At 68.8% G+C, this 17172-nt stretch carries 10 protein-coding genes; 4 read left to right on the forward strand and 6 right to left on the reverse strand.

The annotated features are described in order from the left end of the window. The first annotated feature begins 85 nt into the window (after positions 1–85). Entirely contained in the window at positions 86–838 is a 753-nt protein-coding gene (locus AB0I77_RS34130; RefSeq protein ID WP_363286638.1) for a hypothetical protein, read from the forward strand. 19 nt (positions 839–857) lie between these two features. On the opposite strand, the gene AB0I77_RS34135 is transcribed toward AB0I77_RS34130, so the two are convergent. From AB0I77_RS34135 to AB0I77_RS34160, 6 genes are all read right to left on the reverse strand, one after another. Then, positions 858–1319, reverse strand: coding sequence for a hypothetical protein (locus AB0I77_RS34135; RefSeq protein ID WP_363286639.1), 462 nt, complete (start codon positions 1317–1319; stop codon positions 858–860). A gap of 101 nt (positions 1320–1420) precedes the next feature. After that, a complete protein-coding gene (locus AB0I77_RS34140; protein ID WP_363286640.1) occupies positions 1421–2752 on the reverse strand; it encodes an erythromycin esterase family protein in 1332 nt (443 codons plus the stop codon). A gap of 80 nt (positions 2753–2832) precedes the next feature. Then, a complete protein-coding gene (locus AB0I77_RS34145; RefSeq protein ID WP_363286641.1) occupies positions 2833–3717 on the reverse strand; it encodes a universal stress protein in 885 nt (294 codons plus the stop codon). Between the two features lie 63 nt (positions 3718–3780). Further along, positions 3781–4422 (reverse strand): phosphoribosyltransferase family protein, encoded by a 642-nt coding sequence (locus tag AB0I77_RS34150; protein ID WP_363286642.1) that lies wholly within the window; start codon positions 4420–4422, stop codon positions 3781–3783. A 56-nt stretch (positions 4423–4478) separates the two neighbouring features. Further along, the gene (locus AB0I77_RS34155) at positions 4479–4832 is read right to left on the reverse strand and encodes a hypothetical protein (protein ID WP_363286643.1); all 354 of its coding nucleotides are present in this window, start codon (positions 4830–4832) and stop codon (positions 4479–4481) included. A 544-nt stretch (positions 4833–5376) separates the two neighbouring features. Next, positions 5377–6357: a Rieske 2Fe-2S domain-containing protein gene (locus AB0I77_RS34160; protein WP_363286644.1), complete on the reverse strand. Its 981-nt coding sequence runs from the start codon at positions 6355–6357 to the stop codon at positions 5377–5379. A gap of 885 nt (positions 6358–7242) precedes the next feature. On the opposite strand from AB0I77_RS34160, the gene AB0I77_RS34165 reads away from it, so the two are divergent. The 3 genes from AB0I77_RS34165 to AB0I77_RS34175 all read left to right on the forward strand — a co-directional run bounded on the left by AB0I77_RS34165 (position 7243) and on the right by AB0I77_RS34175 (position 17028). Further along, a complete protein-coding gene (locus tag AB0I77_RS34165) occupies positions 7243–7707 on the forward strand; it encodes a cytochrome P450 (protein ID WP_363286645.1) in 465 nt (154 codons plus the stop codon). A 74-nt stretch (positions 7708–7781) separates the two neighbouring features. Next, positions 7782–9200, forward strand: a complete 1419-nt coding sequence (locus tag AB0I77_RS34170; protein ID WP_363286646.1) for a cytochrome P450 — start codon at positions 7782–7784, stop codon at positions 9198–9200. A gap of 262 nt (positions 9201–9462) precedes the next feature. Further along, on the forward strand, positions 9463–17028 hold the full coding sequence (locus tag AB0I77_RS34175; RefSeq protein WP_363286647.1) for an SDR family NAD(P)-dependent oxidoreductase: 7566 nt from the start codon (positions 9463–9465) through the stop codon (positions 17026–17028). Positions 17029–17172: the final 144 nt, after the last annotated feature.

Here is a 17172-nt window from a genome sequence, read left to right on the forward strand (position 1 = left end):
TCGATCCCCAAAGGGGATCACCGGGGCCTGAGCCGACCTCATGAGAACGGGTACTCGCTGGTCACCGGCGCACGAGGGGCGGCGAGTGACCATGGCGGGCCATGTCATCGAACGCGGCGACATCTACTTCGCGTACCGGCCCCGAGTGGAGCGGGAGCGGGTTCATGACATCGAAGAGGTCCAGCGTCTGTTCGTGATCCTTCAGCCGTTCGGCGGCAAGCAAAGTCGCCGTCTGGTCATCGGCCGTAAGCGCCTGCCGGCGCCCGAGGAGCACGAGCGGTTCTGGGGCTTCATCGAGGAGGTGACCGGTCGACCGGAGACCATCGCAGAGGACCTGGAGCGGCGAACGCACCGCACACAGACGCGCGGCGTGCGGACGCAGCCCGAGGCCCGGCCGGCGGGCGAAGGACGCTATGCGCTCGTCCGGCACGGGGACCACACACATCTCACCTACGAGCTCGAACTGCCCGAACAGCCCGGGGATGTCCAGGAGGAACTGACCATCGAGCCCGAGGCGAGCTACATCATCGCCGTCAAGAATCCCCAAGCCGGCGCACCGGCCGGAGCCGGTCTGTCCCCGCAGCAGCAGGCCGACCTACCGAAACGGGAGCGGGAGCGCTTCGAAGGGCGGCGGATCACCGGTGCCGATCCGGACCTGCTCGACCAGGAGGGCGTCGAGTTCGTGCTGATCGGCGCCGCCCACGACGTCGAGGAGGAGCTGGGTGTCCGGCTGGACACGGAGGCCGAGGACGCCGAGTCGGCGGAGATCTTCCACCGCCTGCGCATGCCGCGCGCGAAGCACCCCACGGAGCCACTGACGGAGGGCGAGTGGCGGTGAGCCGAGCCGTCGCTCACGCTCATCGACGGTGCGGCGGTTCCAGGACAGGTGTCCTGGCAGAGCTTCCGTCCGATTCCCCTTCCCCGGGCACGGGCAGCGGCTGCCGCCAACGCGTGGAGGTGTCGGCCTTCGGTGCGCTGCGGCGAAGCTCCCGGGCCATGGCCTTGCCTTCGCGATCGGTCCGCGCGACGACAGCGAGAAGGCGGAAGGGGGCGGACGGCCACAGTTCGACGCACACCACGGGTCTGCCCGGCCGCACCGCGACGAAGTCCTTCCCGCCCTGATGGCCGCGCCTGCCGAGGCACAGGACGCTGGGGATGCAGACGCCCCGCTCGTGGATGCCACGCAAGGCCCGCCACCAGTCCGGCTCGACGGTCACCCGCCGCACCGCCGCCAGCGGCACGCGCACGTCACCGCGGCGCACGGCCGCCTTCTCCCACCAGGCCAGCCGTACGGCCAGGTCATCACCCTTGACGAGCATGCGCGCCATCGTCGTACGCCTCCGCGGACAGCGACCGGGACTACGAGCACGTCCGACGAGCACGAGTGACCTCACCGGGAGGTACTCAAACACCATGGTCGTCACACGCCCACGGGCCAGGTCTGTTCCTCCAGCTTCCCCTCGCCCAAGGGGTGCAGCGGGGTGAGGGCATGGGTGCGGTCGAGATAGCAGAAGGCGTCGTAGCGTTGGGCCAGGACGGTCGGGACATAGTTGCCCGCACGTTCGAACTGCGGTCGGTAGACGACGCCGATGGCGCGGTGACCGTGCTCCTGGTGGAACCACTCGCCCAGCCCTGTGGACGGCGGCCGCTGCAACTGCACGTGCGGGAAGACGAACAGGGCCCGCTCCCCCGGGAGTGCCCGGTGCAGCAGTTCCTCCAGGCTTCCGGCGTGCGCGGGCGGCACCACCATGATCCGGGGCACCTCGCCCCACTCCTCCGCGGCGATGACGGTTCCGGAATACGAGCCGAAGCCGACGAGCACCACGCCCTTGCCCATGTGGCGTTCGCGTACCAGCTGACCGATGTTGACCTCGCCGATGTCGGCCATGTCCGTGGCGCGGGCGTCCCCGATGTGGGTGTTGTGTGCCCACACCACCGCCTTGGCGTCCGGACCGTGGTGCTCCATCAGCCGGTCCAGGGTGTCGGCCATGTGGTGGTCGCGGATGTTCCACGACTCGGGCCCGCTGGAGAGCATGGCCCGGTAGTAGCGTTCGGCGCCCGCCAGCACCTCCGCGTTCTGCCGTGCGTCGAACTCGGCGAGCGAGCCGTGGGCCGCTGCGGGCCGCGCCGCCCGCTGCCGCAACTCGCTGAGCAGGGACACCACTTGAGGTTCACAACCCTCGGGGGTAAAGCGGGTGGCCAGCGCATAGGACTGCGGGTCCTGGCCGTACGGCTCGAAACAGCGGTACGCCTCCAAGGCGTGCTCCACCCGGGCGGGGTCGTGCTCGCGCAGATGGTCGAGTACGGCGTGCAGCGACTCCCAGAGGCTGTAGACGTCGAGTCCGAAGAAGCCGACGCGCCGAGCGGGCGGCAGCTGTTCGTTGTGCCGGCGCAGCCACCGGGTGAAGGCGGCCACCTCGGTGTTGCCCCACATCCAGGTCGGCCAGTGCCTGAAGCCCGCCAGCACCTCGCAGGGATCCTCGGGCGCGCCGGGCGCGGCGACCGCCGCCCAGTGCACGGCCAGGCAGTCCGGCCAGTCGCCCTCCACCGCGACGAAGGAGAAGCCCTTCTCCTCGATCAGGCGGCGCGTCAGTACGTCCCGGACCTGGTAGTAGTCGGCGGTGCCGTGGGACGCCTCGCCCAGCAGCACATAGCGGGCATCGCCGATGCGGTCCAGCAGCGGGTCCAGCGACGCCTGATCGGTCAGGGGCAGGGCCTCGTCCCGGATGCGGACCTCGTCGGTGTCGGGCACGGCGTGCTTCCCTTCCGCAGGGTCCCACGTCGGGTCCCCACCGGTGCCGCGCCTGAAACGGGTACGTGAGGAGTCGCGCGCTAACTCACGGGCACCACGGCGACCGGGCAGCTCGCGTGGTGCAGTGCGGCGTGCACCACCGCGCCCAGCCGCAGCCCGAGCCTGGCCGCGGGCGGATGGCGCGGCAGTACCAGCAGCCTGGCACCGGCGGACGCCTCCACCAGCACGGCGGCAGGCGCTCCGACGACCAGTTCGGAGTCCGTGTGTACCCGCGGGTACTCGGCGACGGGCCGGGCCGCGTGGCTGAGCACCCGCGCGTGGGCCTTCCGTTCCGCGTCCGCCTCACTGACCTGCGGAATCATCCGGCCCGCGGCCATGGGAGGTGTCCATGCGTGGATCAGTCGCACGAGGGTCTGAAGCAGGTCTGCCTCGGCGAGAGCGAACCGTACGGCCGCCTCGTCCTGCTCGTCGCGAACGCCGACCACGATGTCGCCGTCGGCGGCTTTCTGCTCCGCGTGTCCGCGTACGACGACGACCGGGCAGGTGGCGTGGGCGGCCACCTTCAGGCTCACCGATCCCAGCAGCAGTCCGGTGAACCCGCCCTGCCCGCGCGTGCCGACCACCAGCAGGTCGGCGTCCTCGGCCGCGCCCAGGAGGGCCTCGGCCGGATGATCCCGGGCGAGGACGGTCTCCGTACGCAGTCCCGGATGAGCGGCGGCGAGCCGGGCCCGGGCGTCCTCCAACACGGTGGCCGCCGCGTCCAGGACCTGCTGATCGGCACCCTCGGAAACGAGTTCCAGCTCGGCCCCCGTGATGCCGTGGACGGCGTGGACCACCCTCAGCGTGCCGCCGCGCAGCTTGGCCTCGGCGGCGGCCCAGTCCGCGGCGAGCCAGCTGTGCGCGGTGTCGTCAACGCCGACGAGCACCGTGCCGGTGCGACCGCCATGCATCACCGTGCCTCCCATGGATCCTGCCCATTTCTACAGCCTTGCGCCGGCGTCATCAGCTCACGGCTCACGGCTCACGGCTCAGTGACCGTGCAGAGCCTCCAGTACGTCGTCGTCCGTGAGCTGCTCGAAGTCCTCGTACCACAGGCCGACGGCCCGGAAGGCGACCGGCTGGTGCAGGCAGATCACATCGTCGGCCTCGCCGCGCAGATCGTGCGCCGCCTCCGGAGAGCACACCGGCACGGCCAGCACCACGCGCTCGGGCGACTGACTACGTACCCAGCGCAGCGCGGCACGCGCGGTGACCCCGGTGGCCAGGCCGTCATCGACAACGATCACGGTACGGTCCTGGAGGTCTGGGGCGGGGCGGCCCTGCCGGTAACGCTCTTCGCGGCGGTGCAGCTCCTCCCGCTCACGGTCCACCACGTCCTCCAGGTCGCCGCTGCTCAGGCCCACTTGCTCCAGGGCCCGCTCGTCGAACAGCGGAGGATCGTCGCCCGCGATCGCACCCACGCCCAGCTCTTCCTGGAAGGGCGCCCCGATCTTGCGGGCCACCACCACATCGAGTGGGGCCTGCAGGGCCTGGGCCACCTCGCGGCCCACCGTGGTACCGCCGCGGGGCAGGGCCAGCACGACGGGGTGCGCCAGTGCTCCCTTCTCTTGCAGGAAGCGCAGCCGTTCGCCCAGATCCCGCCCGGCGTGCCGACGGTCACGGAACCGCATGGTGTGAACTCCTTCCGCTCTTGCAGCAAGCTCAGCCGGCCATGGCCTCTCGCTGCTCAGTGGCGCGTTCGACGTCGGGGCGTTCGAGGAGACCAAGAAGCCGTCCCTCTGGATCGGTGACCGGGACGGCTTCCGTGCCGGTGTGCGTCATACGGTCCAGCAGCTGCAGTACGGGCTGCCGCGTCCTCGTACGAGAGGAGGCCGAGGACCACTTGTTCGGTATCGACCACCACGCAACAGCGCCGGGCCGTCTCGTCCAGCACCGCCAGCACCTCGTCCAGCGGCTGGTCAGCGGCGAGCCAGTCGGCCTTGCCGAGGACGTAGTCGTAGACCTGCTCAAAGCCCAGTTGCTCCAGCCGGGCGGTGGCAAGGCGGAACGCCTCCAGCCGATCGAACAGTTGCGCCCGCATGGCCCACCTCCGTCAGGTCATTCGCTTCCCCGGCCAGTGGTACTGGTCAACAGCGCCCGGGTACCCAGGAGTGCCCGCCTCGTACACAGCGGCCCACCAGCCCAGAGCCGACGCACCGCACGTGACCGATGGAGGCGGTGCGGGAACGTGAAGGCGTGCTGCGCCGCAGCGCCCAAGGCGCAGGCCACCAGGCTGCGGCACATCGAGATCACCCAGTCCTGACCCCACCCCGGTGCGTGCCGCGAAGCCGTCGCACGGCAGCCCCCCCTCCGCTCGGCGTCGATGCGGTTTCGCACAGGTTGTGTCACGCATGCCGGCGTTCGCCGGTCCGCGCGGCCGCGTAACTCTGGTGCCGGGACGCCTGAGGCTGCACCGGATCGTGACCCCGGCCACCCTGACGGCCGGGCACCGCGGCGAGGCGGGCAGGCCGCGGGCACGAGCGGGTGGCACGACAGGTGAGGGAATCAACGCGCGCGCTCGCCGCCCAAGCCCGGAGTCGCGACGCCGGAGGATGTGGTGGCAGGCGGTACCAAGTCAGCGGCGATCATGACGTCCCGGTAGGCCACGTGTCCGGCGGGTAGAACTGACGCACCCAACGGCGGTAGTGGCCGATGGCGCTCTCCTCAGGGGCGAGCCGGGGGTTCGGCTCGTACCGCTTCCAGTTCCAGATCATGGCGTCCTGGCCCATCTGGTGGGCTATGGTCCGCACGAGCGCTTGCCCAGCCACCGCGGACCAGGACATGGAGGCGGCCTTCCGGAGCCGGGGGGAATCCGCGCGCGACGCGGCCTCTGTCATGGCGACTACACGCAAGTGCGTCTGCCATGGCCCGACCGGTGTCGCCGTAAGCAGTACCCCCAACGACATTCCGACCTGGTGCAGCGTCACCTCCCCCGAGGCCAGGCCAAGGCCGGACAGGGCCAGGCCCTGCTCCACCGTTATGGTCGCCAAGCGGACGGACAGCCTGATGGACGCACTGAAGGAAATGCGCAGCAACGGCCCTTCATCTACCGGCGGGGCCACTTCACGAAGGGAAACGTTGTGCACGATCGGCTGATGCTGGTAGTCGACGAAGCTCTCCATGACCTCCTGTGGGTGCGAGGCCAGGAGCGTGCTCCAGGAGGCGGCGGGCACGAACCTGTCATCAGGTATCTCTGAAGGCTCCCAGGCAGGCGGTGCGGCATCATGGCCGTGCCACACATAGATGATCTTGCCCCGCTCGCGCACGATGGACTGCGCTAACGTCGCCCGGGGCGGGGCTCCGCCTGGGACCTTGACGCAGGATCCCTCGACGTCGAAGGCGAAGCGGTGGAACGGGCACACCAGATTCTCGCCCTCGACTACCCCCCCGACGCCGAGGTGGGCGCCCAGGTGGGGGCAGTGGGCATCCACGACTCGCAGGACGCCGCCCCTGGTGCGGTAGAGGACAACATCGCGGCCCATGAAACGCCGGTTCACCACCGCGCCGGCCGGCACCTCACGGGACAGCGCCAGGCAGAACCATCCCGACGGGTACGGCAGCGGCACCCGGTCTCCCTCTCCCATGGCAAGGTCATTCCGCAACGGAACGGCGCCCGGCCGCACTCGACGTCGGAGCCTAGCCAGCGATTGCCTGTTCAAGGTCTTCCTCCTCGTCCCTATGCTCACGGCCGCCACCTGAGCGGCCACGGCGCCAGTAGCGACTTCGCTTCGGTCGGCCCCGGGCATCAGGCGGCCCATGATGTCCCGCCCGGTTATCCCGTGCAGGTCGGTGACCACAGACGACAACTTGATCGCCGACACGCGGCGCTCGCCACTAAGTAAGAGGATGCACAAGGTTTTTCGCTGGCGGGGTCTCATAATCGCCAAGGGATCGCCGTTCGCGAAACGCACCGCAGTTCTCGCCAAAATGAAGCCATGAGGTGTCTCGGTTCCCGGACGCACAATGCAACTGGAGAAAGGACTGCACCGCCGGCGAACCCACCACCGAACGCGCCTGCCTGATCACCAGTCTGGCGCCCGGACGACTCCAAGATCCATATCTGGCCACCTCCCGCGCATCATGTCCGGCCTACGCAACCTCTCCCTCGGCGTCCACCCTCAGGATCCCCGCACCAACATCGCCGCCGCACCACGCCACACCGCCCGCGACTACCACCGACCCCGGACAGCCCCGGCCTCACCGAATAAACCCCGCCAGAAAGCGATCACGCAAGAGACCCTGGGGTGGGACCTGTGTCCTATTGATGCCGAACAAGCCCCCTGACACGCTTTCCGACTATGGACGCAGTGAAGCCGGATATTCTCTACAACCCCCGCGATCCGAGAATGCACAGCGCCCCATACCCGTTTCACGCACGGCTTCGCAAGGCTGAACCGGTCCACCACATCCCCTTGAGGGCGGAGCACCGTGGCGGCTGGGAGAGCCCCGCGGTGAGCGACACCCGACGCTGGATGCTCATGCTGGACGGCCGGGCCCACCGGCGCATCCGCAGCTTGGTCAACCCGATGTTGAGCGCGGGCTCCATCCAGAAGACGCGCCCGCTCGTCGCCCGTATCACCACCACGGACGTCACCGTCAGCCAGAAGACCATCCCCTCCGGGTCGAAGCTGACGATCCTGCTCGACGCCGCCAACCGCCATCCGCGCCGGTACGACAACCCTGATTCCCTGGACGTGTCCCGCACCGACATCAAGCCGCTTGCCTTCGGCGACGGTCCGCACCACTGCATCGGCGCGCTCCTCGGGAAGCGGTCTCCTGACCTGGCCGGCCCTCCGGCCACGGACACAGCCCCGCACGTCTCTCCCGGCAGCGAGGAGCGGATCACCGCGGCCGAGCTCGCCGAGGCCTCCTTGCACTGCGCCCTGGTCACGTCCCTGTCGCGAGCATGCGGATGATCTGACCGCCGCGAAAGGCGCTCAATTGTGTCGCATCAATAAAACACTCAACTTGACGCACCTGGGAGGATTGCATGCGCAACGTGCTTGCACGCAAGAGGACCACCGCAAATCCCAGCGAGACCGTTCCTTTGGCGCCTGGAGGCCTCCCGGTCGTGGGTCATGCGGTGAAGGCGCTCCGTGATCCAAGGAAATTCCTGCGTTCGCTGCCCGCGCACGGCGACATGATCCGCGTCAACGTCGGCCCGCTCAAGGCGGTGATGGTCTGTGACCCGGAGCTGACCTCACAGATACTTCTCAACGATCGCACCTACGACAAGGGAGGTCTGCTGTTCGACAAGGCCAGGGAGGTATTCGGCGACGGTCTCGTGACCTGCCCGCATGCCATGCACCGACGGGAGCGCCGGCTGGTTCAGCCCGCGTTCCACCGCAGCCGACTTTCCGGCTACGCCCAGGTTATGACCGAGGGGACAACCCTGCTGACCAGCCGGTGGCGTGATGGTCAGGTCCTGGACATGCCGGCGGAAATGCTCAGCCTGACGATGCATAACATGCTGCAGGCGATGCTCGGCGGGACGCTGCCCCCAGAGGACATGCGTCAGTTGGTCAACGACGCCATCGTGGTGCAACACGCGACGTACCGGCAGACATTCACGCCAGCGGTGCTGAACCGGATTCCGACCCCCGGCAACCGGCGCTATCAGCGGGCTGTGGCCGGGCTCCACAACACCGTGACCGACATTATCGCCAAGGCCCAGGTGGACACGGCGGACCATGGGGATCTGCTATCGGCGCTCCTGACAGCAAGCGATCCAGGCAACCCCGATGACCCGGCCGACGGCTGCCCGAGGGAGCGTCTGAGCAGCGCCGAACTCCGCAACGAGATCCTGACCTTCCTGGTGGCGGGTTCGGAGACAACAGCGCATGCCTTGTCATGGGCGCTGTACCTCGTCGCCTGCAATCCGGACATCCAGGAGCGGCTGTGGGCCGAGACCGATCGCGTCCTGGACGGCAGGCCGGTTTCCCACGACCACCTGCCCGACCTGAAAATCGCCAACCAGATCATCACCGAGACGCTGCGGCTGTATCCGCCGGCTGGGATGATATGGACCAGGCTCGTCACAGCGAACACCCGCCTGGGCGGCTATGACATCCCGGCCGGGACGACCATCGCGTACAGCCCTTACGCTCTGCACCGCCTGGCACGCTACTATCCGGACCCTGACGTCTTCGATCCCGACCGTTGGGATGCCGAGAAGCAGCATTCAGCACCGCGCAATAACGCCTACCTCACCTTCGGCGGCGGTGCACGCAAATGCATCGGCGACCAGTTCGCCGTCATTGAGGCTGCGCTCACGCTTACGGACATCGCCTCTCGCTGGCGCCTGGAACCCATTCCCGGACAGAAATATCCGGCTATCACTACCTCAATGGGCCCACGTGATCTCAAGATGCGCCTGAGTGCCAGGACCGCACCAGAGCGCACATCATAGCGCGAGCGCACGAATCCATCTGGGATGGTGAGGCAGGTCCTGCCGCCCAGGAAGGCCGGCAAGCCGATTGCACAGGTCGCCCGTGCCCTGGAGTGAGGAAGCCTCCAGGGTTTCCGGGGACTACCGACCCCGCGTAAACAACTACAGGATCCCCTGCCCGAAAACGCAAGCGGTCACGCATATGAAAAACGCGAGCGGTCACGCGTGTGGAAAAAATATGTGAAAGGCAGGCGCAGCGATGGTGAGTCAGGAGCGAGGCGGCATGAGTGGTGCGAGCACTGCCCAGGGGTCGGGGGAGCCTGTTGCGGTGATTGGGGTGGGGCTCCGTCTCCCCGGGGGGATCACAACGCTGGGCGGGTTGTGGGATGCCTTGGCCGCCGGCCAGGATCTTGTGACGTCGGTACCCGGCGACCGGTTCAGTACCGATGATTTCGTCGTCAGTGATGGTGAGGTGCGAGCGGGGAAGGCGTATACCGGGGCGGCCGGGATTTTCGGGGACGTGTGGGGGTTCGACCCGGAGTATTTTGGTATTTCGCCGAAGGAGGCAGGCCAGATCGATCCGCAGCAACGGCTGCTGCTGGAGTGCGCGGTGGAGGCCTTCGATGACGGGGGCGTGGATCCGCGGCTGCTGGCGGGTTCGGACGTGGCGGTCGTGATGGGGCTGACCGTTCAGGACTACTGGGGTCTGCTGCTGCGACGTCCCGGGGTGATGAATTCGTTCGCCCCCACCGGTACGGGGGCGTTCAGTGCGGCGAACCGCCTGTCGTACCTTTTTGATTTCCATGGGCCGTCCCACACGGTGGACACGGCGTGTTCGTCGTCCTTGACGGCACTGCATCTGGCGGCTGAGACGGTCCGTTCGGGCCGTTGTGAGGTTGCGTTGGCCGGCGGGGTGAATCTGGTGCTCGGCCCGGGCGGGCACGTCATCTCCAGCCAGGCGTCGATGCTCTCCCCGACGGGGCGTTGTCACTCGTTCTCGCAGGACGGCGATGGCTTCGTCCGGTCGGAGGGCGCGGGGGTGGTGCTCTTGAAGACATTGAGCCGTGCTGTAGCCGATGGTGACCGGGTGCACGCGGTGATCAGGGCTTCGGTGGTCAATGCCGACGGGCGGACTCTGGGGATGTCCATGCCGGGTGCCGATGCGCAGGCGGCGATGTTGGAGCGTGCGTACGCCGAGGCGGGTGTGCGCGCTGACCAGGTGTCGTACGTGGAGGCTCACGGGACGGGGACGGCGGCGGGCGACCCGGCGGAATGCGAGGCTTTGGGGCGGATTCTGGGGCGGCGGCGCGAGGGGAAGGCGTTGCCGATCGGGTCGGTGAAGTCGAATCTGGGGCACCTGGAAGCGGCGGCCGGCATGGCGGGCCTGTTCAAGGCCATGCTGGTCCTGCGCGAGCAGCGGGTGCCCGCTACGTTGCATGCGCAACCGTTGAACCGGGCGATCGATTTCGGTGGGCTGGGGCTGGACCCGGTGACGGCGATGCAGCCGCTGGACGGTGGGGCCGGCGCGCGGCGTATTGCCGGGGTCAATTCGTTCGGTATCGGCGGCGCGAACGCGCACGTGGTCCTGGAGCTGCCGGATGCGCCGCCGGCCCCCGGCGTCATCGGGAACGATGCTGCGGGGACCGAGGACAGGCGGCCGGGTGTGGCTGTGCCGGTGGTGGTCACCGGCCGGTCGGAGGCGGCGTTGCGGGAGTCGGCGCTGGCGATGGCCGCCCACCTGGAAGGCATTGACGATTCCGCCCTGGTGGATGTCGGGTTCACCACGGTGCGGCGCCGCGAGCGCCGTGAGTTGTGCACGGTCGTGCTGGCCTCCAGCGGCGCAGCGGCCGCACAAGCACTGCGGGAGATGGCGGAAAAGGGCGCGTCGGACGAGGCGGCATCGGCCGTCAGCATGGCCCGGGGACGTGTCGGGTTCGTTTTCAGCGGGAACGGCACGCAGTGGCCCCGGATGGGCGCGGAGTTGCTGGGGCACGACGCTGCCTTCACCGCCGAGGTTCAGGCTGTCAGCCGCGAACTGGAACCGCTGCTGGGCTGGTCGGTCGAGGCGGAAATGGCGGCGCCGGACACCGGACGGTGGGCGCTGACAGAAGTGGCGCAGCCGATGCTGTTCGCCCTGCAAGCCGGATTGTTCATGTCGCTGCGCGAGCGGGGGGTGCGACCGCACGGGGTCTGCGGTCATAGCGTCGGTGAGGTCGCGGCCGCCTACTGCGCCGGAGTTCTGGATCGTCCCCAGGCATGTCGCGTGATCGCACACCGTAGCCTCGCGCAGGCGCCCACCTTCGGGGCCGGGCGGATGGCGGCGTTGGCACTGTCGCCTGCGCAGGCTCAGCGGTTGCTCGATGAGATGGGGGCGGGCGACCGCGTGGTGATCGCGGCTGTGAACTCCGGCAACGACGTCACCCTGGCCGGGGACAGCCAAACCTTGGAGGCTGTTGAGGAAAGCTGTGTTCGCGACGGTGTGTCCTTTCGGTTCCTGCGCCTGGACTACCCCTTCCACAGCCCGGCCATGGATGCTGTCCGCGGCCCGCTGCTGGACGGCCTCGGAGAGCTTGAGGCTGGTCAGGGCGGGATCCCGCTGGTCTCCACCGTCACCGGCCGCGCGGTCGCAGATCACGAGATGGACGCCGACTACTGGTGGCGCAACGTGCGTGAACCGGTCCAGTTCGCCGCGGCGGTTGCGGCGCTCGTCGGTGAGGAGCATGGCTGTGACGTTCTGGTCGAAGTCGGCCCTCACCCGGCGCTCAGCGGCTACCTGCGCCGCATCGCCGTCGATGAGGAAGCGCTGGTGGAGGTGGCGTCGACGCTGACCCGGATCAGCGCCGGCCCAAAGGCGCTGAGCGGCACCGTGCTGCGCGCGGCCGCGGCTGGGGCGCAGCTGGACTGGGACCGGTTCTTCCCCCAGGGCGGTCGCGTCGTGGACGTCCCGGCCTACTCGTGGCAACGCCGGCGCTACCAGTTGGGAGACCCCTCGTGGTGGTCCGACCACGAGATTGCGCCGGCGCCGCAGCCGGCTGCGTCCAATCCGCTGCTGGGCCGGCGCCTGCTTGCCGCCGACCCGACGTGGGGGCGGGAGCAGAGCGCGGCCTGGATCGCTGATCACAAGGTCGGCGACGCTGTCGTCATGCCTGGCACGGCCTTTCTCGACATGGCGCTGTCGGCGGCCCGCGAGGTGCACGGCGGACCCGTGGAATTGCTCGACATATCCCTGGCCAGGTCGCTGGTCCTGCCCAGCGATCCCGGATCGGCTCCGGTACGCACCACCACCACCGTCCGTCCCGATGGAACCTTCGTCGTCGCCGGGCACACTGGTGAGGACATTGAGGCCGCCCAGCACGTGAACGGGCGGTGGCGCGGCTTGGCCGATGTCAGGCCTGCTCCGGTGGACGTGGCTGGTCTCGCCCGCCGCATCAGCGAACCCGTGGACATGTCCGACCACTACGGGGCCTGCGCCGCGGTATCGCTCAACTACGGGCCGGCATTCCGTTCGCTGGCATCGCTGGCCGTCCAGGACAGCGAAGGGCTGGCGAGGCTTCACACAGATCAGTTCGCCGGCACTGGCACCGAGCATCAGGCCCGTGTCGTTCTTCTCGACGGCTGCCTCCAAGCGATGCTGCCGCTGTCCGCTTGCGTCGTCTCCGGCTCCGCGCAACCTTACGTTCCCCACCTCCCGGTGGCTGTGGGGAGCGTCCGCGCCTGGGGTCCCCTGCCCGCCACCGTCATGGCGTACATGCGGCTGACGTCCGTTCTCGAGACCGGGCTCATGTGCGACATCACCGTCTGTGACACCGACGGAACAGTCCTGCTCGACCTGGGGGACGTATACGCGCGGCGCATCGAGAACAGCGGTTCTCCCGCGCCCCGGGTCTACAACGAAGTGCTCAGGGCACGCCCGCGGATGACCGCGCTGCCCGGCACCCCCTGTCCGCTCCCTGCGCCTTCACGCGTCATCGATGCTTGCGGCCCGGTCGTCACCCGGCTCGACGACGCGTTCCGGGACCATGGCTATGGCGGCCACATGGAACGGTCTCGGGAGCTGAGCGCGCACTACATGGCGGCTGCGGTCAACAGCATCCTGGGCTCCGCGGCGGCACGAGGCGCGATCAAGGTCGCCGGACCGGTCGGTGGACAGGTCTTCAGCCTCGATGACCTGAGGAGTGCCGGCCTCAGGGAGAGCCTGTGCCCGTTGGTGGAGATGATGTTGGGGATCGCTGTCCGGTACGGGCTGCTGACCGCTCGTGCCGACGGGGGCTGGTGCCAGAGCGGCACACCGGTGCCTGAGGAGCTCTTGCAGGACAGGTTGAAGGAATTCCCCGAGCTCATCGTGATGTGGCAGGCCGCTGCGTGGGTCGGGCGCAGCCTGCCCAGCGTCCTCACTGGTGAGGTGGAGGGGTTGGAGGTGCTGTTCGGCGAATCCGGTCCGATCGCGGCGCAGGTGTACAACCACGATCCAGGGCTCACGTACCTGTCCGATACCGCCGTGGCATATATCCGCGCCGTCCTGGCCGACTGGCCGGCCGACCGGCCATTGCGGATTCTGGAGATCGGCGCCGGCACCGGGGGCTTCACCGCTCGCATCCTGCCCCACCTGCCGCCGGAGCGCACGCATTACGTGTACACCGACGTCTCCTCGGCGTTCTTCCCCAAGGCCGAGGCGCGCTTCGCCGCCTTCAACTTCCTGGAGTACCGCGCTCTCGACCTGGGCGTCGACCCGCTCGACCAGGGGTTCGTGGCGGGCTCCTTCGACCTCGTCATCGCGAGCAACGCCCTGCACACGACCACCGACATCACCCGGGGCATGCGCCACGCCGCCACGCTGCTGGACGACAACGGCCAGCTCGTCGCCCTCGAGATGCACAGCAACGCCTACGTGGCGACCCTGTTCGGCATCCTGGACTCCTTCTGGGACTCCACCGACACCGAACTGCGGCCGGCCGGCGCGGCGCTGACCCGCGATCAGTGGGCGCCGGTGCTGGAGCAGGCGGGCTTCTCCACCAGCGCGTTCCTGAGCGCGCAGCCGGACGTGGAGGGCGTTCCCGCCTCGGTGATCGCGGCGGTTCGCGCCACGGGCGCCGAACCCGCCGGCGAGCAGTGGGAGCAGGAGGCGGACGTCGCGACCTCCCCGTGCCTGCTGATCACCGAGAACGGGAACGGCTCGGCCGAGGGCCTGGGCGCCCTCGTGGCAACCGCCCTGACCGCCACGGGAGCCCGCGAGGTGGCGGTCTCGGCCTTCCAGCCGCAGACGGACTGGGCGGCCCTGCTGCCGGCCGCCGGGCCGGTCGACGTCGTGCTGATCGCCGACGACACCGAGCCGGCGACGGCCGAGCAGATCACCGCGCGGGTCGCCCGGACCTGTGCGGAGCTGAGCGCCCTGGCCGGCGCCTGCGCGCAGGCCGGCGGTGACCTCCAGCCCACCCTGTGGCTGGTCGCGTCGACGACCGCCGACAGCCTGGACGCCCCGATGACACATACTGGCGCAGCCCTATGGGGCGCTACCCGCACTCTGGCCAACGAACAACCGCTGCTGACCGTCCGCAAGATCCGTGTCGTCAGCGGGAACGCGGGGTCGGCACGGCAGGCGGCCGGCCGCGTCGCGTACGAGATCACCCATCCCGATGCCGAAGACGAATGCGTGATCACTCCTCATGGGCGCTTCGCTGTGCGGGTGCAGGCGCTGCCAGAAACCCGGCAGACACGCGCCCACGGCGCCACCGCGCACTTTGCGCTAGCCGTCCACGGCGAAGCAGGCGCCCCCCACAGGCTTGTCTGGCAGGACAGCAGCATCCCCGACCCAGGGCCGGGTGAGATCACCGTCCGCGTGCAGGCCGCGGCCCTCAACGGCCGTGACGCTCTCTTCGCCACGGGGCGCCTGCTCCCGCCCCGTGGCGCACGTCCGGGCGACGTCCACCTCGGCTGCGAAGGCGCGGGGATCGTGACCGCGGTCGGAGACGACGTCACCGGCATCCGCCCAGGAGACCGGGTTGCCGGGATCACCCAAGGCGGCTGGCTGGCCTCGCACATCAACCTGCGTGCCGACCGGGTGGTGAAGCTCCCCGAGCAGGTCACCTTCGCCGCAGCGGCAACCTTTCTCATAGCCCAGCTGACCACGCACCATGTCCTGGGACACCTGGCCGGTGTGGGTCCTGACGACAGCGTTCTCATCCTGGGCGGAGCTGACGGGACAGGGCTGGCGGCGATAGATTTCGCCCGGCTCGCCGGGAGCCGCGTCATCGTCGGCGCCCCCACGCCGGCTCTGCGCGCCTTGCTGCATCTTCCGGGGGTCGACCATGTGGTGGACTCGGGTGCTCCCGGCTTCGCCGAGGAGGTCCGGCACGTTACCCAAGGCGGCGTCGACGTCATCCTCAACCTCAGCTCCATCACGGCGGACCTGCGCCGGCGTGCGCTGGACCTCCTGGCGCCGGGGGGGCACTTCTTCGACGTCGAACCGCTCGTCGCGCCGTCATCGACGCCGCTGCACATGCCGCCCCTGGACCGCGACGCCACCATGCACGCCATCGATGTCGTCGGCTGGTTCGAGGAACCCTCACTCACGGTGGATCGCTGCCTGCGCGACCTGCAGAAGGTGATCGACAGCGGCGAATGCCGCCCATTGCCCCACACGGTCTACCCTGCCGACAAGATTCACGAAGCCATGGACGGCCTCCTGGCTGGTCAGGGGGCCGGGAAGACTGTCGTCGCCCTCGACGACGGGGTCCTCCTCGATCGCGCCCCCGAGCCGCCAGTGCTGGATCCCGCGGCAACCTATCTGGTCGTCGGCGGCCTTGACGGCTTCGGAGCCGAGACCGCCCGGCACCTGGTCCGCCGGGGAGCGCGTCACCTCACGCTCGTCAGCCGACGTGGCCTCGCACGCAACCAAGACGCCGTCGCCCTGGTCAGCAGCTTGAACGACCAGGGAGTCCAGGTGGACGCGCGCGCTGTCGACATCTCCGACCCGAAAACCGTCGACCAGCTCTTCCGCGACCTCGACGCAAGCGGACGCCGGCTCGCCGGGGTGATCCACGCTGCCATGGTCCTCGATGACGACGAGATCACCGACCTGTCCGTCGAGCGGTACCTCACCGTCCTGAACCCCAAACTCACCGGAGCGCTTCTCCTCGACTCCCACACCCGCCATCGCGACCTCGATTTCTTCGCCCTGTACTCATCCTTCGCTGCGTTGCTCGGCAACAGGAGGCAAGCCTCGTATTGCGCCGCCAGCCTTACCTTGGAAAACATCGCGCGCCGGCGCGAGCGCGACGGCCTGCCCGCCTCCGTCCTGCAGTTGGGCGCCATCTCCGACGTCGGATACGTGCTCCGCACCGGAATCACCTCAGTGATGAGCGATTACGGGATCCTTCCCATGACCTCGTCCCAGGCACTGGACCGCTTCGACATGCTGCTTCACCACCCGGACACCACGGTCACCGCGGTCGTCGCTGAATCCCGGGGCCGTGAGCAAGCGCTCATGGCCTTCCTCCCCGCTGTTACCGCACCCCGTACCGCCACGCTGGTCCACACACCGGATACCGGCGCTGACGACAGCCTCTTGCCGCGCCTGCGGGCCGCTGCCACCGCGGAGGAAGCCCGCCCGGTACTGCTTGACGCCCTCACCTCCTGGCTGGCCTCCGGTCTCCACACCACACCCGATCGCGTCGACGTCAGCCGCCGCATCGACCAACTCGGCGCCGACTCCCTCACCGCCACCGAACTCATCGGCCACATTCGCCGCCACACCGGTTGCGCGATCCCCGCCCCCGAAGTCATGACCGCACCTCTCACCAGCATCGCCGCCACCGTCCTCCACCACCTACGCCCCGAGAGCCAGTCCTGACAAAGCCAATAGCTGAACCGCATGCCAGTTGTCCAGAAAACGGATTCGGCAGTGAGGCAGGCCGAATCCGCTTTCTGGATAATCAGGCGGGAACAGCTCCTACTCCTAGTGGCTACGAACGGGCAGATATCCCGGGAGAGAACA

The organism is Streptomyces sp. NPDC050619 (genome assembly GCF_040654815.1).
Classification (GTDB): Bacteria; Actinomycetota; Actinomycetes; order Streptomycetales; family Streptomycetaceae; genus Streptomyces.